This is a genomic window from Microcoleus sp. A6-C6, from assembly GCF_036705955.1.
Lineage (GTDB): Bacteria > Cyanobacteriota > Cyanobacteriia > Cyanobacteriales > Microcoleaceae > Microcoleus.
In genome coordinates this window covers 22,288-41,191 of record NZ_JAUBVR010000006.1, presented here as the reverse complement: position 1 = coordinate 41,191, position 18,904 = coordinate 22,288, and the positions used below count along the sequence as shown (strand labels likewise).

Below are 18,904 nucleotides of genomic sequence, written 5' to 3'. Positions count from 1 at the left end.
AAAGTCAATTCATAAATGTCATAAGTTTTAGTTCATAAAAGTCATAATTGATTTTTCACCATCCTAAATGTATGTTGAGTTGCAATATATAGCCTTTCTCAGAAAGATGAGGTACGCGAACGGCATAGCGCATAGGGCATAGGGCATGAGGCTCTCCTCACTTTTTTGAGAACCGCTATAGACTAATTGCGAAATTCCCAATTCCCAATATTCATTTTCCCTGCACAGGATGTTGCCCGTAATAAGGCAAAGCATCCGACCAATTAGGGCGACTTCCTTGTTTCCACTCCAAATAAGCCAAATCCAACACACCAGAAACCGACGCACCCAACTCGCTGCCAACTTCAATCAACTGATAGGAATTTTCCCAACTTGCCAACTTTTCCTGCCAAGATTCCGCCGTCATTACCGTATCTGGAAACAACTCAGTTAAACCAGAATTACTGTTAACTGAATAAACCGCCCCAAATAATTGCCCCCGCTGTGCAGGCATTTGCAGCGCGATATCCAAAAGCCCCCCCTTATCAAGGGGGGGTTGGGGGGGTTCCAACCAAGCAACAGCCGCCAAAGTTGAAACCGCAAAAACCGGAATATTCAATTGTTGAGCCAAAGTCCGCGCTGTCACCATACCCATGCGAGTGCCCGTGAAACCTCCGGGCCCCTTCGCCACTGCAATAAAAGCCAAATTTGCCCAAGTTTGCGGCGCGATAAACTCTACTAAATGCTGATGCAAATCTGTGGCTAAACTGCGGCCCAAATTCCAAGTTTGGTAGCGAGAATCGCCGTCAAAATTGCTGATTGCTAAACCTAATTCGGGAGTTGCCGTGTGCAGGGCTAAACCGTATTTTTTAACTGATGTTCCGTCTGGGGGATTGCTATTCACGATTACTGATAATTTTCCTTAACAAAAAACAGCGGCAGAACTACAACTAAGCAACCTAAAAGAATACCAAATATTCCAGTGTTTAAAATCCTTGAGTTCCCCATCCCACCTGTTATCAAAAATAAGACTACTAAACTGGCAAATAAATTTTTATTCGCAAATTCTTTATTTTGGGAAACTTGATGTTTGACCACCATAAAACCTGAAGCAACTATCAGCGCGAACCAAGAATTAAAAATGACTATCTGAGAGCCAAAGATAAACCAAACCAAAGCAAACATTAGCGAATCGATCCAGAAATCCGTATTTTTTAACTTCGGTAGCCAAAATTCTTGGGTGGCAACTGGGGCGATTTTCTTGGCTAATTGATTGTGTTGCAGCCGCAGGAGTTTGTTTCTCAATTGAATCTTGGGATCGATTTGCAATACTTCCTTCCACTCGGGGACGCGAGAATTGTTGACTCTACCCAAAAGCTTAATGGTTGCGACTTTTTTTAACTGCAAATCGGTGAGTCTGGTGGCAATTATTTGCGACAAGTGCGGATAGTGAACGGGATTGTCTTCGGTTCTGTTGATGACTATATTGAGCTTTTGCTTGGCTTGACTGACTTGGATTTTAACATTGTACGGGGCGATCGCATCTTGTAAAGCTTGCTGAATTTCGGCTTGCTGTTGGCGAGTGAAAAGCGACACACCGGGCGCAGGTGTAACTATCCGTTCTGCGGGCGTTTCCGGTGCATTCAGCACAGGCTGCCCCTCTAAATACACCGGCTTGGGGTTCAACTGCCGGATGACTGCGGATGCTGAATTGTAGCGTCGATTGGTGCCACTTTGGAGCATCGTATCGAGAATGCGGCCGAAATCGTCGCTAACAGCACTCTTCAAATAATTGCGCCAAGCCCAAGAATCCTCGGCGCTGTCGAATAAGTCGAAGGGAGGAATGTGAGTCAGCAAGTGAATGCAAGTAACACCCAAACTGTAGATATCGCTGGCAAAAACTGCTTTTCCCATCAATTGTTCTGGGGCTGTATAAGCAGCACTGCCGATAATTGTACCAGTTTGTGGCAATCCGGTTGCTGTTACTTTTTTGGCTGCACCAAAGTCTACTAAAACGATATCTTTCTGGAAAGGAGAGCGTTGATAGGAATTTTCTAAGGCGGGTAAAGGGGCTGGAGATAGTCGGCGGCGAATGATATTGTCGGGTTTGATATCGCGGTGAATAACTTTGGATTTGTGGACGAAGTGGAGCACTGGTAATAAATCGTTGAGGATTTGCCGAATTTGAGTTTCGGTGAATGCTCCTTTTTGTTCTAATTCTTGGGCTAGGTTTTTGCCGTCTATAAATTCTTGTACTAAGTATTGTCTCCCGTCTTGTTCAAAATGCGCGATTAATTCTGGAATCTGGGGATGTTTCCCCAAGGTTTCTAGCTGGGCGGCTTCTTGGTGAAATAGTTGGGCGGCTTTTTCGGCTGCGGTGTTTTGTGGTAAAAATTGCTTGATTACGCACTGGGAAAAAATCAGGGGTTTGGTTTCATCAACTGCTAGGAAAGTTCTGCCAAAACCTCCTTGTCCGATCGCCTTTATGGTACGGTAGCGAGATGCTGATGGCGATTGTTCGTTAGTTAGCAACAATTTCGATCCGCAATTTTTGCACAATTCTGCATCCCCTGAATTTTGCGGATTCTGACAAGTTGGGTTTAAGCAATAGGACATTTTGATTGTAGATTTTAGATTTTAGATTTTAGATTGGGGGAATTGAGGATTTTAGAATTTGTAATTTGTAATTGGTAATTTGTAAGTGAGGAAAAAGAAGAAACAAGAAAGCAGCAGGTTTTATTTTCTTCCTTCTTCCTTCTTCCCTCTTCCTTCTTCCCCCTTCCTTCTTCCTTCTTCCTTCTTCCTTCTTCCTTCTTCGTTAAGTCGGTACGAGTTCGCCGGGCCGCATTTTTGCCCATTTACCGGTCTCTTGCTTGAAACTTTCACAGCCAACTACATCCCATTCCATTTCAATTTCGTCTTGACGGGGGCGGATGTTGACGTTGATAGTGGGTTCTACGGGGTCGAAATCGGGTGTTTCGGTGAGGTGGATTTGTTCGTGCTGTCCTTCTACGGCGTGGTAGGTGAAGCAGCGGTCTACATAGTGGCAGTTAATACAAATACACATTCTTGATATCCTCTGTGCATTTCAAAAAGATTGGTTAATTCTGAGCTTTCTGTTAATCTAGCTTAGCAAGAGTTTAATGGTTTGTAAGGAAAGTAGATTTTTGTTGCGATGCCGATTAATTTGCCAACTGCGTTATCTCCTGAGACTTGGCCGTTCGATTTGGAACTGTTGACACCGCCTGCTTATTTGGTGGGCGGCGCGGTGCGGGATGCGCTGCTGGGGCGCCGATCGCACTATTTTGATTTGGATTTCGTTATGCTAACACGGGCGGTGAAGACTGCTCGAAAAATTGCCGATCGCACAAAAGCCGGATTTGTGTTGTTGGATGCGGAACGACAGATTGCGCGGGTGGTGTTTGCGGGCGGTACGGCGGATTTTGCGGAGGCTTTCGGGGGGAGTCTGGAGGGGGATTTGTGGCGCCGGGATTTTCGGATAAATGCGATCGCCTGCAATCCTTTTACTGGAGAAATCATCGATCCTGTGGACGGTCAAACTGATTTGCGGTTGGGTTTGCTGCGGATGATTTCGCGATCGAATTTGGAAGATGATCCGCTGAGGCTATTAAGAGCTTACCGTCAAGCGGCGCAGTTGGGTTTTGCGATCGAGCCGGAAACACAATCGGCGATTCGAGAATTAGCGCCGTTGTTGAGTCGGGTGGCGGTGGAACGGGTGCGGACGGAATTGGGTTATTTGTTGAGCAATAATCACGGTGTTCCTTGGATTTGTAAGGGTTGCGAAGATGGTTTGTTTTCGATTTGGTTTGAAAGTGCGATCGACCGTTTTGATATCTTGACAAAAATTGACTCCTGTGCTGCTGATTTGGCGGCAATTTATCCAGAGTTGGGTAGAGAATTTGGGCGATCGATTCGAGATACAATTAAAACGCCGTTGTTGGCAGTTGGGAAGTTGGCTATTTTAGCAAATTCCGACCCGATAATCGCTGAAACAGAGTTGCTGCGGTTGAAGTATAGCAATGCAGAGATCAAAAGTGCGATCGGGCTTTTGAAATATTTACCCAAATTGCAAGCAGAACCAATTGCGGAAATGTCTTTACGAGAACAGTATTTTTTGTTTCGCGATGTAGGAATAGTATTTCCAGTTTTAGCAGTTTTAGCCCTAGCGGCGGGAGTTGCGGTTGATGAAATTTCACCCTTAATTAATCGCTACCTCGATGCTGATGACATTATCGCTCATCCCACCCAATTAGTTAGCGGCAATGAGTTAATGGAATCGTTGAATATTCCCAGAAGTCCGCGCATCGGTCAATTATTAATGGAGATTCAATTAGCGCGGGTAGAAGGGAGAATTGCCACTCGCGAAGATGCGCTGAAACTGGCAGCCGAGTTGATTGAAATTGATTGATATTTGGGAAATATCGCAACAACAATATTGCTAGGGGCAGGTTCACAAACCATCTGTAATTCACATCCCAAATATCTAGAAACCAGCCCCAGCGACCACCTGTAAATGCGCCTACATTTATCTGCGTTTATCTGTGCTTATCTGCTTGACATCTGCGGTTGAATTATCAATCCCAAAATAATGCAATAAGTTTATTTAGGACTGACTGTTAATTCTGCAGGCAATTGAAACTTACCATCTGCACCCGCTTCAAACTCAAAAACTTGCAACACAGCATCAATATTCAGCGGCCCGTAAATGTGCGGGTAATCTTCACCTGCTGCAAATTCATACTTAAGTTCAGATTCTACTTTTGCTGAGTCAATCCACAGCAGCAGCAATCCTGTTTGTCCCACAAAGAATTTATTGGCAGATTTCAGAACTTGCGGCAAAGTTGAACAGTGGATAAATCCTTCAGTATCTAGCGTATCTCCGCGATAGGATTGCACTTGTTTTGCTTCTTCCCACTGTTGGCTGCGGGTAATGTGAAAAATAACGCTCATAGTTTAGATGGGTTTTAGATTTAATCGAAAATGGGTAATAAAATTGAGAGGGATAATTTCCGCCACAACTTAACTGTAAATATCATAATTGTATCATCGATTGGTTCGCCATCAAGACTTTAATCATTCTAAAAAAAGACTAAAGTCTTGACTACCAACTTAGCAGGATACAAGTACATCCGATCGCCCTAAAACTCTCAAATCTTCCTCATCAAGTTCGACTGGTGTACCGCTGCGAATTAGTTCCACAAAATCCTCATTCGGCACCATAATGCACAAAGTGTACAAACGTTCGCTGCCCGTATTTTCAATTAGATGAGTGCCGGTTGGAGGCACTAACAAACTATCACCCGGTTGAATACTAACTGTTTTGCCGTCACAGGTTGCTTGACCTCTGCCTTTGAGTACAAAAAACATTTCTACTGCCAATTGATGGCGGTTGGGAGGAGTTTTACCGCCCGCATCGAAAATTTCGACGCAAACAGTTAATGAAACATTCGCGGTTGCCGGATCGAAGACAATCGCCAATCTATTAGTATCGCCAGGACTGATGCGAAATGCTTGGTAGTCTTTCGGAGACTTCATAACAGGAATCATGCACTGATTTGTCATTGTTTTTTGTTTTTAATTGTTAATTATCGTAGGTGCCCCCTGTGCCCGCCCACTCAGTGTCTTAATCGAGAGGGCGAACCGCAGGGGATTGCCCCTATGCTAATTCGTGATTGCTATTTAATCGCTTCTAACATAGCCTGAGAATCCGATAAAAAACCAAAACATTGTTTAACGTTATAAAGAGTAGCCTGCCAGCAATACTCTGGAGATGTTGTAGCTGTACAATCTTTGACTAAAATACAGTCGTAACCGAGGAAATTAGCATCTTGTAGTGTAGCCATGACGCACTGATCGGCGTTTACTCCTCCGAAGAAAAGTGTAGTTTTGCCGAGGTTCCGCAAAATACTATCTAAAGGAGTATCCCAAAAGGCGCTCATCCGATATTTGTCAATGCAAATATCCTCTGGTTTCTGTTCCAATTCATCGACAACCCGCGCCGCCCAACTCCCCGCCATCAATACAGATGCGCCGTTTTTGGGTAGCGGATCTCCTAAACCTACGCCCTCGCCCGTGGGATTGTAAACGTGGCGGGAAGCTGCACTAATATTCAGCAAATCGGGGCGGTTTCCCCAGTTGATCCAAATAATTGGTATGGCGTGCGATCGCAATTTTGGCAGCAAATTCTTTAAAGGATTGATTGGAGTTCTTGCGGGCGTTACATCTACACCAATATGTGCTAGCCAACCGTCGGGGTGACAAAAATCATTTTGCATATCTATCACCAACATGGCTGCTTTTGCTAAATCCAAACGCAGGGTTTTAGTTTCTGTTTCTAGGGTAACAGGTTGAGGCGCGATCGGCGATCGGGTAATGTCGGCAATTTTGGCATCAACTTTCCAAGCATTCGGCGGTACGCCCAAGGTACGGAGAGAATCAGGATTCATATGGATGGTGACTCAAAAACAATTTTAATGTTATAACTATTTGATTTATCCTAACTTGTCATGTAGCGTTTCTCACACAAATGAGGTATACCAAAACCTGTATTGCTAAGGTTTTTAAGCCCCTCGGCGGTTGAAAGCGCGACTAGACAAACTTTCGTCCGCCGACGCGGACTGAAGAATAATCGTAAGGTTTGCAATGTGCACGCTACAGTATGATGTTAAACTGTGGTGTTTGCGGAAAATTGATGATTAAACTGCACAAATGGCAGCGGATACTGGCTTTAATAGTTGTTTTTGCGATCGCCCTTACCTCCTCCGCGATTTTCTCTCCCAGCCTCTCGGCTCAAACTCCGCCCAAAACCCCAAAAACCGAATTGCGCGGCATTTGGCTGACTAATATTGATAGCGATGTGATCTTTTCGCCCAAAAACATCACAGACGCTGTAAATAGGCTAGACAAACTGAACTTTAATACCATTTATCCTACGGTTTGGCAAGGGGGTTATACCATTCATCCGAGTGCTGTAGCAAAACGAGTATTCGGATATTTAAACGACCCCACACCCACATTAAAAGGGCGAGATGTCCTCAAAGAAATCATTACAGCAGCACATAAAAAAGGTATAGCAGTAATCCCTTGGTTTGAGTTTGGTTTCATGGCCCCCGCCGACTCAGAATTAGCCAGACTGCACCCTGATTGGTTGGCGAAACGGCGTGACGGTTCAACGATTTGGAAAGAAGGCACAAACGAGCGCGTTTGGCTGAGTCCTTTTCATCCTGAAGTACAGAAATTTATCCAAGAGTTAGTTGTCGAACTTGTGGCTAATTACGATCTAGATGGCATTCAATTTGACGACCATTTCGGCTTACCATCAGAATTTGGATACGAACCGTTGACAGTATTAATGTATCAGAAAGATATCAAAGCCCGTCCCTCCAACGACTTCCGCGAAACCTTCTGGGTACGCTGGCGCGCCGATAGAATCAACGACTTTATGGCGCGACTTTTTAGAGCCATCAAAGCCCGCAAACAAAAATGTATTGTCGCCTTGTCTCCCAATCCCCTACATTTTGCTTTACCAGCCCACTTGCAGGACTGGTTTAGCTGGGAAAGACGCGGTTACATCGAAGAACTTATAGTCCAGGTTTATCGCAGCGATATCAAGCGTTTTAATGCCGAATTGGATCGCGAAGAAGTTAAATTAGCTAAAGGGCACATTCCAACTGCGATCGGCATTTTAACAGGCTTAAAAAATAGTCCAGTTCCCCTTAAACAAATTCAAGATCAAGTGCAAGAAGTCCGAAAAAGAAACTTTGGAGGTGTTTCATTCTTTTTCTACGAAAGCTTGTCGAGTTGGGCGAATGAAACCCCCGAAGAACGAAATTCAGCATTTCGAGCATTCTTTCCCACGAAAATGAAGCGACCTTCGGTTTAAAATTTGGTACGATATTTGTAGTAAGGACTAAAGTCCTTATCTTGGGAATTATTAAGGATTAAAGTCTTTATAAAAAGCCGAATTCCACACCCACCGTTAAAATGAAAAAAAACATACAGTGCTTAGGAATTTTCATCTTATCTTTTACCGCTTTCCTAATTATTGGCTTTCTCACTCCCACAAAATGGGGATATTACTCACAAGCAGATTGCACGGTTTCCATACAAATTTATAACGGAGGCATCCACACCGAAATCATTGTTCCAGTTAAGAATAAATATTTTGACTGGAATCAATATTTACCGCTAACAAAAATAGGGCGCGAGGCCGCTTCCGATTATAAATATTTATCTTTTGGCTGGGGAGATCGAGCTTTTATGCTGGAAACTCCCACATCAGGAAGTATCAACCCAATTACTGGTTTAAAGGCGCTTATTTTCCCTAATCCATCTACCCTACAAGTCGAAGGTTATCAGATTTTTTTTCCAAATCCAGAAACCAAATGTGTTAAAATTAGTGGAGAAAATTATCTGAGGATGGTAAATTTTATTAAAAATACATTCCAATTAGACGCCGGAGGTAATAAAATAAAAATTAGCTACGGCTACGACAAAAACGACAGTTTTTATGAAGCAAAAGACAGTTACTGGATTTTTAGAACTTGCAACGACTGGACGGCAGAAGCTTTGCGAAAAGCTGAGGTTAATACTCCTTTGTGGTCAACTCTATCATCATCGATTATGTTTCATTTAAATAGCCGTTGCACAGGTAAGGAAAAATGAGAAGGGGGAAGGGGAAAAGCCAAAATTTGTAGATAAAAAGTTCGTTATTAAGTGCAAATTACCAATTACAAAATCATGAATGTAATTCCAGCGATCGACCTATTGGACGGAAAATGCGTCAGACTGTATCAAGGAGACTACGCCAAGTCTCAAACTTTTAACGACAATCCCGTCGAAGTCGCCAGACAGTGGGTAAATCAAGGCGCGACAATGCTGCATTTGGTAGACCTCGATGGGGCAAAAGCCGGTCATCCTGTAAACTTAGCAGCCATTGAGGCGATCGTCCGCGCAGTAGATGTTCCCTGTCAATTAGGAGGCGGAATGCGCGATCGCCCTTCTGTCGCAGCAATTCTCAAATTAGGCGTTCAGCGCGCCATTCTCGGCACTGTCGCCGTCGAACAACCGCAATTAGTCGGCGAATTGTGCGCCGAATTTCCCGGTCAAATTCTCGTCGGAATCGACGCCAGAAATGGTAAAGTTGCTACCAGAGGCTGGTTAGAAACTTCAGAAGTTTTAGCAACAGAATTGGCGCAGAAAATGGCAGAATTAGGTGCTGCTGAAATTATTTACACCGACATTCACCGTGATGGTACTATGGAAGGGCCGAACTTGGAATCTTTGCGCGAAATTGCTAACGCTATTTCGATTCCGGTGATTGCTTCCGGCGGCGTTAGTTCGATCGCAGATTTGTTAAGTTTGTTGGCTTTGGAACCAATTGGTGTCAAAAGTGCGATCGTTGGTAGAGCAATTTATACCGGTGATATATTGCTAAAAGAAGCAATTCAAGCCGTCGGACAAGGGCGGTGGCAAGATGTACCCCCAGATTTGGGTTCTTCTAGTTTTGCTTGACCATCTAAATCCGCACAACCAGCCTTTAAAAAACCGGAGTCCTTTAGTTTGTCTGCATCCAGAATTATCTGATTAGAATGTCTTTCTTATCATCATTGTACCATGTTTTTTAACCCAACAATTACAGCTTTAAGTTCTGGGATGGCATCCTTAATTGCTCCCATACCTTTGCTAGCAACACTCGATCCCGAAAATTCGCCGATCATTCTGAGCGGAGTTCTGCTCAGTTTGGTAGTGATTTATCTTGCCAGCAAATTAGGCGCGGAAGCGGCTCTGAAGTTTAATCTTCCACCAGTTTTGGGTGAACTTGTAGCAGGGGTGATTGTTGGCGTATCCGCTTTACACCTGATCGTTTTTCCCGAAGGCGGACTGTCAGCTTCCAACTCAGGAATTATGACTGTTTTGCAGTCAATAAATCCTATGTCCCCGGCCGCCGTCAGCAGCGTGTTTGAATCGCAGAGCGAAATCATTTCTGTGCTGGCTGAATTGGGGGTGATTATTCTATTGTTTGAAATTGGTTTGGAGTCGGATCTCAGACAACTCAAAGAAGTGGGAATTCAAGCTACCTTTGTCGCTGTTGTCGGCGTAGCAGTTCCCTTTGCTGCGGGTACTGCGGGCTTGATGATAATTTTTCATACGGCGGCGATTCCGGCAATTTTTGCAGGGGCTGCTTTGACGGCAACCAGCATCGGAATTACTTCAAAAGTTTTGTCTGAATTAGGACGGCTGAAATCTAAAGAAGGTCAAATCATTGTCGGGGCGGCAGTAATTGACGACGTGCTGGGAATTATTGTCTTGGCGGTAGTTGCTAGTTTAGCGAAAACAGGTGAAATTGATGTTCTTAATGTCATCTATTTAATCATTGGTGCAACTGCATTTTTGCTAGGTTCAATTCTGCTGGGCGGCATCTTTAATAAAACCTTTGCCGCTGTAGTTGAGAAACTCAAAACTCGCGGTAATATCGTCATGCCGGCATTTATCTTTGCCTTTTTCATGGCTTTTATCGGCAACGCAATTCATCTCGAAGCGATTTTGGGTGCCTTTGCGGCTGGTTTAGTGTTAGATGAAAGCGATGCCCGCAACGAGTTGGATGAGTTGATTAAACCCGTCGCAGATTTGTTTGTACCCATCTTTTTTGTGACGGTGGGAGCGCGCGCCGATTTGGGAGTTTTGAACCCAACAGTGCCGGATAATCGGGCGGGACTTTTGATTGCCGTGTTTTTGATTGTAGTGGCGATTTTGGGCAAGTTGATTACTGGTTGGGCGGTGTTTGGTCAGCCTGGAATCAATCGATTGGCGATCGGAGTTGGGATGATTCCTCGGGGCGAAGTCGGGTTAGTTTTTGCCGGTATCGGTTCGGCTAGCGGGGCTTTGGATAAGCCGCTGGAGGTTTCGATTATTATCATGGTAATTCTGACGACTTTTTTGGCTCCGCCTTTTCTGCGGATTGCCTTTGGCGATACGGTAGAGCCTCCAGCTATCGAGAAAGCATCCAGTTAGAAATTAGGTTTGTAGTGAGGACTTTAGTCCTCTGGTTCCCAGGCGACGGCCTGGGAACCGATATCTAGAGGCTCTGCCTCGCTTTAACTGGTAACAAGTAAAAGCACTATAATTATGGGAAATACTCGATCTGGTATTTGCAGCTATGGTTCAAACAACGGAACATCTTTACATTGTCAGAGATGAGCAAATTCTCAGCGGTGAGCCGATTGTCAAGGGCACGCGGACATCTGTTAGGGCGATCGTTGAAACTTGGCGTATGGGTATTTCACCAGAAGAAATTCCTAACGGTCTTCCTCACCTAACGCTGGCACAGGTCTTCGATGCGTTGAGCTATTACAGTGACCATCAAGATGAGATTAATACTTATATTGAACGCAACCGAATTCCTGATGATTTAATTGACCCGTTGGTGCGAGATTTATGAGTAATTTATTCATTTGTTTGTACCTGGATGAGGATGTCAATGTATTAGTCGCAGATTTTTTGAAAGCGAGAGGATTTGATGCTCTAACCGTAAGAGACGCAGGACAGCTTCAGGCAAGTGATGAAGAACAACTCGCTTACGCTGTTAACCAAAGAAGGACGCTGGTTACGCACAACCGAAGCGACTTTGAAAAACTTATACAAGCTTATTTTGATACCTCACGAACGCACTACGGCGTAATTTTGGCTTTTCGTCGTCCACCCCAAGAAATAGCGCAACGATTATTAGTAATTTTGAATCAAGTAACGGCGGATGAGATGGAAAATCAGGTTCGGTATATCTGATTGGCGAAATATTTAGGAAGAAACCGGATTTCTGGCAATTATGCAAAGTCTCAGAAACCCGGTTTCTGGAAAAATCTCGGTTGGGTGGCGAAATATTTAGGAAGAAACCGGGTTTCTGGAAATTATGCAACAAATCTAACCTGCAATTAACCCAAAAAATAAGGACACAGCACTGCCATGTCCCTACCGAAACTAACCAGGTTTGCTATTACTTAACAAACAGCATTTCTTGATAAGTAGGCAGCGGCCACAAATCATCAGCAACTTCACCTTCCAAAGCATCCGCATACTGGCGAACCTCATCCATCAAAGGACGAATTGTTTGCGAAGCATACTGCATATGATCTTCTGTCGTAGCAAAATCATGCTTGCTCAAAGCATCACTCAACTTGCTCGCAGTATTCATCATCGACTTAACCAGCACCGCGACTTTTTCCGCAGTTTCCTTTTCCAGTTCAATCCCAATCTCTTTCAAGCCAGCAATCGTGCTGGAAAGATCAGACAAATATCTCACCGCAGTCGGATAAATGATGGTTTTGGCAATGCTTCCGACCAGTTTTGCTTCGACTTCAATTGCCAGCAAATACTGCTCTGCATAGACATCATAACGGCTTTCCAATTCAACGGGAGTCAGAACACCTGTCTTTTCAAACAAGTCTTCAATGTATCCTTCCTTCAAGACGGGCAAAGCATCGGCGGTAGTCCGCAAGTTGGCTAAACCCCGTTCCTCGGCCATTTTGTGCCATTCTTCAGAATAGCCGTTGCCGCCAAATACCACAGCGCCGTGGTCGTCCATCACTTCTTTCAGAACTGTTTGGATGGCAGCATTCAGGTCAGTTCCTTTAGCCAAATCGCTTTCTAATTTGTTAGCAACCCAGTCCAAAGAATCTGCAAGAATTGTATTCATCGCCACCAACGGGCCGGAAACAGACTGACCTGAACCTACTGCACGGAATTCAAAGCGGTTTCCAGTAAAGGCAAAGGGCGAAGTCCGGTTTCTGTCGCCGGCATCTTTGATGAAAGTAGGCAGTGTTTCTACGCCTAGATTCATGATGCCCCGACCTTGAGAACCCTTAGCTCCTCCCTTGCTAATTTGCTCGAAGATATCTTCTAATTGCGAGCCCAAATAGACGGAGATAATCGCTGGTGGAGCTTCATTGGCACCTAATCGGTGGTCGTTGCTGGCAGTTGCAACTACCGCACGCAACAATGACCCGTATTTGTGAACGCCGCGAATCACAGCGCCGCAGAAAACTAGGAACTGTATGTTGGAGTGCGGTGTATCGCCGGGGTCTAATAAGTTGCCTTGGGTGGCGTTACCGACTGACCAGTTAACGTGTTTGCCGGAACCGTTGATTCCCGCGAAGGGCTTCTCGTGCAGCAAGCACATAAAACCATGTTTCTTCGCTGTGTTGCGGAGAATTGTCATGGTTAATTGTTGGTGGTCACTGGCGACGTTTGCTGCTTCAAAAAATGGTGCAATTTCAAATTGACCGGGTGCTACTTCGTTGTGGCGGGTTTTGGCAGGAATTCCCAGGCGGTACATTCTTTCTTCTACTTCCTGCATGAAGACTTGAACGCGCTCTGGAATTGCTCCAAAATAGTGGTCGTCAAATTGCTGACCTTTGGCGGGAGGTTTGCCAAAGAGGGTGCGACCTGCTAGCAGTAAGTCGGGGCGGCTGTGGGCGAAATTAGAATCTACCAGGAAGTATTCTTGTTCGCAACCGCAACTGGAATTTACGGGAGCAATTTCGGTATTTCCTAACAGTTTTAATACTCTGGTTGCTGCTTTGTTCATGGCGCCAATGGAGCGCAAAAGCGGGGTTTTCTTGTCTAGGGCTTCACCTGTCCAGGAGATGAAAACAGTGGGAATGCACAATGTCATGCCGTTGTCTGTTTCCATGACATAGGCGGGGCTGGTGACATCCCAGGCTGTGTATCCGCGAGCGGCGGCGGTGGAGCGAATGCCACCGTTGGGGAAGGAGGAACCGTCGGGTTCGCCTTGTACTAGAAGTTTACCTGCAAATTCTGAGATGACGGAGCCGTCGCTTTGGACTGAGATGAAACCGTCGTGTTTTTCGGCGGTGCTGTTGGTTAGCGGGTAGAATACGTGGGCGTAGTACAGGGCTCCTTTGGAAATGGCCCAATCTTTCATTGCTACTGCAATTACATCAGCTACGGAAGGATCGAGTGTTTGCCCGGTTTGAATGGTGTTTTTTACTGATTTGAAAATGCTCTTGGGCAGGCTTTCTTGCATCTTGCTCAGACTAAAAACGTCTGTTGCCCAAATTTCTTCTAACCGCTTGGGAGGCTTGGCAGGAGTCAGTTGGCGGTTGACGATTTGAGAAATTGCTTGTACGCGGGATTCGTTTCCACTCATGGTTGTTTTTATGGGGATTATGGGACGAGTAATTGTGAAAAAATATAGGTTAGCAGAAGTCTAACCATTGATGAATATGTTGGGTTTACCTTACATCTTGCACCATTACAAATAAGCCTTTTAAGGGCGGGATGCCCACCCCATAAGAAATTTGATATCTTGTGTAACAGGCATCTTGCCTGTTCTTGAGAATGGTGCAACATCTGAGATTTACCCAACATTTTTAGTCTGAACTCACTTTTTGGAGAATGCCTTTTTTGGCAGGCTCTCAAAGATTGGAGGAGCGAGGCGGAATTTCTTGGCCGTCCGTGTTGATGAGAATCCAGTGTTAGATAGATGCGGTTGAATTTCAGTTATTAGCAATAAAATAGATGACAGGAGCCTGTACTAACTTGAGTCAACATGATAGATGTCGGCGCTGCACAGATTTAGTAGCTAATCTTCGCCCTGGTAAGCTCAAAAATTTTGTGCGAGTCAATTCCGATGAATTCTGGTCAAAACTACTTATGGTTTTTCACTGTTGGGCGATCGATAAATCGCAGTCCAGCAAACAACGCACTTGTTTAGATTTTGGAGAATTATGGAGAGTACACTCTCTACACTTGGAAAGTGTAAACAATGATTAAGAAAATAAATGTATCGTAGGCTACGGAATTTGAGTTTTTTGGTCGGAGGGTCGATCGCCCGGAGCGCACGTAACCGCAGGATTTGAGTTGTAAGGTTTGTCAGCAGGGCGTTATTTGATAATTGAGAGTTGAAAGCTGACGCACGATACTAGCTGATTATCCTTTATCAGACTCCAGGTTCTCACCAAGAGTTTGTTGTGCAGCGTGTCGAATACGCAGGATGCGAACTGTGGACACCTCTTCACTTTTTACAATTGCGAAAAGAATACGGTATGAATTGCGTCCTTTACCGTAGATTAGCTGCCGAATTTCCTTACTGAAGTATCGATTTTCCCTTGCCAAAGGACAGCGTTTTGGCATTGACGATAGAGATGCGATCTCATTCAACAATCCATCATACCACTCCCTAGCTTTCTCTAGTGACATCACCTGAGAAATCCGCAGAAATATACTGTCAACTTCTGCTTGTGCAACGCTGGAAATTTCTATGCGATATGTCATCAATTGGCTGGTAAATTGTACTTGCGCCGCTGTGATTCAGCAAATTCGTCAAAAGAACTAAATCGTCCGCAATCAAAATCATCCAAACCCTGCTGGATAGCCTGAATATCTTCTTGGGAGTCTGGTGTTTCCGATTCCAAAATTAGAGTTAGCAATTGGGCAGCCACAATGCTAATATCTTGTCCCTGTCGATCGGCTTTTTCGCGAAGCAGTGCCTCTATTTCTGGACTGAGGGAAATCGCAATAGTCATAGACTTGGTTCCTTAGCATCAAAACCCGTGTAAGTAATTATAGCAAACTGCGAAACTGAAACACTCGTGGCGATCGCACAGCAGAAAGTTCGGCAACGGATTATGTAGCGGATGTAGCGGATGTATGGGATGAAATTTGTAGGGTGCCACGGCGGCGGGTTATGCGATCGATAATTGATGATTTAAAGCTGACGCACCATACTAGCTCATCTCATGTCCGTTGAATTGCGCGCGATCGATTTTTGTGGCGTGGTGGGGGCGGGTTTATAGATATTGTTAGTTTGAGTCAGAGATTTTTGGTGAACCCGCACCTACAAGCATTGTGATTCATTGAACGGATATGATATCAAGGATCGAATAAACATCACTTACTCTTTGCTTTCGCGGCCCTAGATTCCACCGTAAATCCGGGAATATCTTGTAATTCTGTGGCGCTCAAACTGTACTGTTCGCAAACCAAACTCAAGCGAGTCCCGGTACTTTTAACAGCGTTGACAGAGTGTGTCAAATCTCCTTGAAAATAGATTAGTGAGTTGGCTTGCGGCTTAATCTGTCCGACTTGCTGTTTGTTGCGTCGCAGTATTAACTCTCCTCCTTGCAAATTTGGGGGCACTTGTACGTACAATACGCTGACGGCTGCGGGAGGTTCGACGGTTTTGCAGTACGATCGCAAGGATCGATCGATATGGGCATCTACGCGGGAACCTTCGCCCAGCAACAGGGGGTTGAGGTAAAAAGCGTTGCATTCAGGCTGTAATGCTTGGTCTAGATAGGGTTTGAAGAAGGGGAAGCGACGCTCTACTTCGGCGATTTGGGCGCGCCCAAATACTACGGAGAAGCCTTTTGTGCCGATGAAATCGCGGTTGAGGTTGTTGATTGCAAAGTAAGGTGAGGCTAGTATTGCTCCTCGTAAATCGTTGAGATAGTCGATCGAGAAAGCGTTAGGATGTTGGCTGTAGTATTTCAAGGCGCTCAAAAATCATCAATGTTCAAAAGGCAGGTAGCCACGGGCGATCGGTCAGACTTGGGATTGCTGCGTTGCTCGTAGTGATATGATATCGTAAATTGCGATCGCATGAAATACAGAAGACCGGGCGAATAAAATTCGCGTCGATACCGGGCGAATAGAATTCGCGTCGATACAGACAAAACCCGCCTCCGCCGGTTGAAGAATGAGTGGTTAAAATTACGTTATTTTCCTCAGTCCCTCTGAGTTCGGACATCGTTTATGTAGACGCGAATTCTGTTCGCCGTCTTCGGGCTGATTTACGGTATGAACGGCTAAATATGCAAATCATAAAAACCATTGTCCACAAAGCTTCTTGATTTTTGCCTGATTCTTTTTCATACCCTGATTAAGCAACACCCAAAAATAAAACGATCTTCATCAAGATTCGGGCACTGGTTTTCTGACTTGTGATAGATAGAATTAGGACAATGATTTAAGTTTTAGAGATGCAATGTCCGTTCTGTCAAAGCCTGGGCTAAAAATGGGAAATACTCTTCGTCCAGACTCACAATTTTTTGAACTTAAACTCATCAAACTTCACCACTTCCGATTCCGGTTTCCGCGTATCAAAATAATAGCTGCTAACCGTACCGTTCCCTGTATCAAAAACACTAAAAGCCGTAATATCATTGCTCTCAATGTACGGCAATGGCAGCCCATCTTGGCCCAACAAAGGCGCCACAGTTGGCACCACAGGTTCCAATCCGTTCGGGTCTCCAATAGCGCTGTAATCCTCCCGATATCCCGGCGGCACAAATCGGCGCTTTCTCCCCGCAAACGCACCGTAACTGTTGCCCACATTAGAAGTCTCCAAAAAGTGCATTCCGCTGGAACTTACAAACCGATTCCACAAGTGCGAATGTCCGTACAAAACTAACTGCACCCCCGCCGTTTCTAGCAGTGGCGCCACATCCCGAATCAGATAATCTTGCTGTTTCGGATACTCGTAACGCACCATCTTAATCTCACCATCCGAAGTGCGATCAACTATTTGTACAGGGTCAGTATAAGCAGGTACAATATTGTCACCCAGAGAATGCGGCGGATGGTGAAACATCACAATTTTATATTTAGCCCGCTGAAATTCCGCACTATATAACTCTTGTTCGAGCCAAGAATATTGAGCACTACCTTTCATAATTGGCTCAAAAATATGCTGTCCGTATCCCCATTTTTCGGGACGATCAAAATCTTCGTCTCGTTCCCGATACCTGCCTCTAGCCCCCGGATCTAAATTCGGAGTCCGCCAGATATTCGCAGCATACAAAGTCACTAATCGTATGTCCCCAAAAGTCACGGCATAATAATTTTCGTCACTGGGTAAACTAAAAATTTCGTTGTAAGTATCGCTATTAAAACTATTGTTTTTCAACAAAACATCTTTGTCTTTCACCCCATATTTTTGAGTTAGGTATGGATATATTTTTTCCACAGCAGCGCGGGGGAAAGAGTCATTAAACTGGTCGTTGAGGGTGCTGCTAGTTGAAAACCTACCCATAATTTCATGGTCTCCAATCGCGGGAAATATAGGCGCGTTTTGGATCAGTTCGCCGCCTTTGTACAGGGTTTTGATGCCGTTTTTGTCGAGTTCGGAGAAGGCGCGGCCTTGCAAACCGGGGAAAAACGCGCGGCCTCGGTTGTCGTCGAACCATTCGGAAGCGCGATCAGGTATATTAATTAAATCACCTGCCATGAAAACCGCATCAACTTTGTCAATTGTTTCTGCAACTTTCTGGAGATTAGCGGCTGTCATCGGCATCAATTGATGGTCGGAAGTGAACAGAATTTTTAGACCAATTCCTGCTGCTGGTGTCGGAGAAAGGCTGAAAATTTTGCTACTAACAGATGCGCCGCCTTTAGTTTCGCTAGTCACTAGATAGGGAATGCGAACACCGGGTATTAAATTGGTAACTTCTGCTTCGTGTCGCCAGATGGGGCGAATAATAGGATTTGTGCCAGTTATGCCCTGTTTCATTTTATCGGAGATGTGCGAGTCTTTGTCTTCGCGAGTGCGGCTTAGCTTGGTAGTATTTGCAGTCGCAATTTTACTCAAATTTTCGCCGTAAGCAACAATATTGCGAGTTCCGTAAAATTCGGTGAACCAAACAACTCGCACTGAGTTAGTTGTTGGGAGTTGCAGAAACGGATCGGTTAAAAGTTGGGGTTGGTTGAGGAAAGATTGCAGAATCAAACCTAATAAGAGGATAATCAAAATCAAAACGGAAAAAAACCACAGGTTACGAGAAGAACCTTGGGAATTTTCTAATTGATCGGGCAATGGTGTTAACATAAGTTATTGCTCATTATTCTGTAGTCAGTAGTCAGTAGTCAGCAGTCATTAGTAAGTAGTCAT

The 18,904-nt window shown here is 44.7% G+C and carries 19 protein-coding genes; 7 read left to right on the top strand and 12 right to left on the bottom strand.

The genetic code is table 11. The annotated features are described in order from the left end of the window. Nucleotides 1-211 precede the first annotated feature (211 nt). Genes tsaB through QUB52_RS04455 form a run of 4 tightly spaced genes read right to left on the bottom strand, consistent with a single transcriptional unit; the run spans nt 212 to nt 3,046 of the window. Nucleotides 212-883 (bottom strand): tRNA (adenosine(37)-N6)-threonylcarbamoyltransferase complex dimerization subunit type 1 TsaB, encoded by a 672-nt coding sequence (tsaB, locus tag QUB52_RS04470; protein WP_332973831.1) that lies wholly within the window; start codon nt 881-883, stop codon nt 212-214. Nucleotides 884-885: 2 nt separating this feature from the next. Further along, nucleotides 886-2,595, bottom strand: coding sequence for a serine/threonine-protein kinase (locus QUB52_RS04465; RefSeq protein WP_332973832.1), 1,710 nt, complete (start codon nt 2,593-2,595; stop codon nt 886-888). A 14-nt stretch (nt 2,596-2,609) separates the two neighbouring features. After that, nucleotides 2,610-2,837 carry a hypothetical protein gene (locus QUB52_RS04460; RefSeq protein ID WP_265234967.1) on the bottom strand — a complete coding sequence of 76 codons (228 nt, stop codon included), beginning with the start codon at nt 2,835-2,837 and terminating at the stop codon, nt 2,610-2,612. Further along, a complete protein-coding gene (locus QUB52_RS04455; protein WP_106148769.1) occupies nt 2,798-3,046 on the bottom strand; it encodes a Ycf34 family protein in 249 nt (82 codons plus the stop codon). The genes QUB52_RS04460 and QUB52_RS04455 overlap by 40 nt, the downstream gene beginning before the upstream one ends. 108 nt (nt 3,047-3,154) lie before the next feature. Here QUB52_RS04455 and QUB52_RS04450 point away from each other — a divergent pair, with 108 nt between their 5' ends. Then, nucleotides 3,155-4,408, top strand: coding sequence for a CCA tRNA nucleotidyltransferase (locus QUB52_RS04450; RefSeq protein ID WP_332973833.1), 1,254 nt, complete (start codon nt 3,155-3,157; stop codon nt 4,406-4,408). 191 nt (nt 4,409-4,599) lie between these two features. Here the strand turns inward: QUB52_RS04450 and QUB52_RS04445 are convergent, their stop codons facing one another. From QUB52_RS04445 to QUB52_RS04435, 3 genes are all read right to left on the bottom strand, one after another. Further along, the gene (locus QUB52_RS04445) at nt 4,600-4,950 is read right to left on the bottom strand and encodes a DUF952 domain-containing protein (protein WP_332973834.1); all 351 of its coding nucleotides are present in this window, start codon (nt 4,948-4,950) and stop codon (nt 4,600-4,602) included. Nucleotides 4,951-5,109: 159 nt separating this feature from the next. Then, nucleotides 5,110-5,547 (bottom strand): cupin domain-containing protein, encoded by a 438-nt coding sequence (locus QUB52_RS04440; RefSeq protein WP_442923196.1) that lies wholly within the window; start codon nt 5,545-5,547, stop codon nt 5,110-5,112. Between the two features lie 128 nt (nt 5,548-5,675). Next, nucleotides 5,676-6,446, bottom strand: coding sequence for a cysteine hydrolase family protein (locus tag QUB52_RS04435; protein ID WP_332973835.1), 771 nt, complete (start codon nt 6,444-6,446; stop codon nt 5,676-5,678). 245 nt (nt 6,447-6,691) lie between these two features. On the opposite strand from QUB52_RS04435, the gene QUB52_RS04430 reads away from it, so the two are divergent. The 6 genes from QUB52_RS04430 (at nt 6,692) to QUB52_RS04405 (ending at nt 11,784) form a co-directional block, all read left to right on the top strand. Continuing rightward, entirely contained in the window at nt 6,692-7,882 is a 1,191-nt protein-coding gene (locus QUB52_RS04430) for a glycoside hydrolase family 10 protein (RefSeq protein WP_332973837.1), read from the top strand. 101 nt (nt 7,883-7,983) lie between these two features. Next, a complete protein-coding gene (locus QUB52_RS04425; RefSeq protein ID WP_265234960.1) occupies nt 7,984-8,664 on the top strand; it encodes a TIGR02117 family protein in 681 nt (226 codons plus the stop codon). A 75-nt stretch (nt 8,665-8,739) separates the two neighbouring features. Further along, a complete protein-coding gene (gene hisA / locus QUB52_RS04420) occupies nt 8,740-9,513 on the top strand; it encodes a 1-(5-phosphoribosyl)-5-[(5-phosphoribosylamino)methylideneamino]imidazole-4-carboxamide isomerase (protein WP_332973838.1) in 774 nt (257 codons plus the stop codon). Between the two features lie 102 nt (nt 9,514-9,615). Next, entirely contained in the window at nt 9,616-11,013 is a 1,398-nt protein-coding gene (locus tag QUB52_RS04415) for a cation:proton antiporter (protein ID WP_332973839.1), read from the top strand. A gap of 145 nt (nt 11,014-11,158) precedes the next feature. Then, a complete protein-coding gene (locus tag QUB52_RS04410) occupies nt 11,159-11,440 on the top strand; it encodes a DUF433 domain-containing protein (protein ID WP_265234957.1) in 282 nt (93 codons plus the stop codon). Beyond that, nucleotides 11,437-11,784, top strand: a complete 348-nt coding sequence (locus tag QUB52_RS04405; RefSeq protein ID WP_332973841.1) for a DUF5615 family PIN-like protein — start codon at nt 11,437-11,439, stop codon at nt 11,782-11,784. Before QUB52_RS04410 ends, QUB52_RS04405 begins: the two co-directional genes overlap by 4 nt. Before the next feature lie 208 nt (nt 11,785-11,992). Here the strand turns inward: QUB52_RS04405 and QUB52_RS04400 are convergent, their stop codons facing one another. The 5 genes from QUB52_RS04400 to QUB52_RS04380 form a co-directional block, all read right to left on the bottom strand. Next, on the bottom strand, nt 11,993-14,164 hold the full coding sequence (locus QUB52_RS04400) for a glutamine synthetase III family protein (protein WP_265234953.1): 2,172 nt from the start codon (nt 14,162-14,164) through the stop codon (nt 11,993-11,995). Between the two features lie 782 nt (nt 14,165-14,946). Beyond that, a complete protein-coding gene (locus QUB52_RS04395) occupies nt 14,947-15,291 on the bottom strand; it encodes a type II toxin-antitoxin system RelE/ParE family toxin (RefSeq protein ID WP_265234952.1) in 345 nt (114 codons plus the stop codon). Beyond that, a complete protein-coding gene (locus tag QUB52_RS04390) occupies nt 15,291-15,542 on the bottom strand; it encodes a hypothetical protein (RefSeq protein WP_265234951.1) in 252 nt (83 codons plus the stop codon). Before QUB52_RS04390 ends, QUB52_RS04395 begins: the two co-directional genes overlap by 1 nt. A gap of 364 nt (nt 15,543-15,906) precedes the next feature. Continuing rightward, entirely contained in the window at nt 15,907-16,518 is a 612-nt protein-coding gene (locus tag QUB52_RS04385; RefSeq protein WP_265234950.1) for a 2OG-Fe(II) oxygenase, read from the bottom strand. Nucleotides 16,519-17,056: 538 nt separating this feature from the next. Further along, on the bottom strand, nt 17,057-18,841 hold the full coding sequence (locus tag QUB52_RS04380) for a metallophosphoesterase family protein (protein WP_265234949.1): 1,785 nt from the start codon (nt 18,839-18,841) through the stop codon (nt 17,057-17,059). Nucleotides 18,842-18,904 lie beyond the last annotated feature (63 nt).

What these genes read in the sequence shown, in the direction of transcription:
- QUB52_RS04425 (WP_265234960.1), top strand. Translation starts at nt 7,984, where the DNA reads ATGAAAAAAAACATACAGTGCTTAGGAATTTTCATCTTATCTTTTACC.
- QUB52_RS04415 (WP_332973839.1), top strand. Translation starts at nt 9,616, where the DNA reads ATGTTTTTTAACCCAACAATTACAGCTTTAAGTTCTGGGATGGCATCC.
- QUB52_RS04400 (WP_265234953.1), bottom strand. Translation starts at nt 14,164, where the DNA reads ATGAGTGGAAACGAATCCCGCGTACAAGCAATTTCTCAAATCGTCAAC.
- hisA (WP_332973838.1), top strand. Translation starts at nt 8,740, where the DNA reads ATGAATGTAATTCCAGCGATCGACCTATTGGACGGAAAATGCGTCAGA.
- QUB52_RS04410 (WP_265234957.1), top strand. Translation starts at nt 11,159, where the DNA reads ATGGTTCAAACAACGGAACATCTTTACATTGTCAGAGATGAGCAAATT.
- QUB52_RS04430 (WP_332973837.1), top strand. Translation starts at nt 6,692, where the DNA reads ATGATTAAACTGCACAAATGGCAGCGGATACTGGCTTTAATAGTTGTT.
- QUB52_RS04390 (WP_265234951.1), bottom strand. Translation starts at nt 15,542, where the DNA reads ATGACTATTGCGATTTCCCTCAGTCCAGAAATAGAGGCACTGCTTCGC.
- QUB52_RS04380 (WP_265234949.1), bottom strand. Translation starts at nt 18,841, where the DNA reads ATGTTAACACCATTGCCCGATCAATTAGAAAATTCCCAAGGTTCTTCT.
- QUB52_RS04440 (WP_442923196.1), bottom strand. Translation starts at nt 5,547, where the DNA reads ATGATTCCTGTTATGAAGTCTCCGAAAGACTACCAAGCATTTCGCATC.
- QUB52_RS04395 (WP_265234952.1), bottom strand. Translation starts at nt 15,291, where the DNA reads ATGACATATCGCATAGAAATTTCCAGCGTTGCACAAGCAGAAGTTGAC.
- QUB52_RS04455 (WP_106148769.1), bottom strand. Translation starts at nt 3,046, where the DNA reads ATGTGTATTTGTATTAACTGCCACTATGTAGACCGCTGCTTCACCTAC.
- QUB52_RS04465 (WP_332973832.1), bottom strand. Translation starts at nt 2,595, where the DNA reads ATGTCCTATTGCTTAAACCCAACTTGTCAGAATCCGCAAAATTCAGGG.
- QUB52_RS04450 (WP_332973833.1), top strand. Translation starts at nt 3,155, where the DNA reads ATGCCGATTAATTTGCCAACTGCGTTATCTCCTGAGACTTGGCCGTTC.
- QUB52_RS04445 (WP_332973834.1), bottom strand. Translation starts at nt 4,950, where the DNA reads ATGAGCGTTATTTTTCACATTACCCGCAGCCAACAGTGGGAAGAAGCA.
- QUB52_RS04405 (WP_332973841.1), top strand. Translation starts at nt 11,437, where the DNA reads ATGAGTAATTTATTCATTTGTTTGTACCTGGATGAGGATGTCAATGTA.
- QUB52_RS04460 (WP_265234967.1), bottom strand. Translation starts at nt 2,837, where the DNA reads ATGGGCAAAAATGCGGCCCGGCGAACTCGTACCGACTTAACGAAGAAG.
- QUB52_RS04435 (WP_332973835.1), bottom strand. Translation starts at nt 6,446, where the DNA reads ATGAATCCTGATTCTCTCCGTACCTTGGGCGTACCGCCGAATGCTTGG.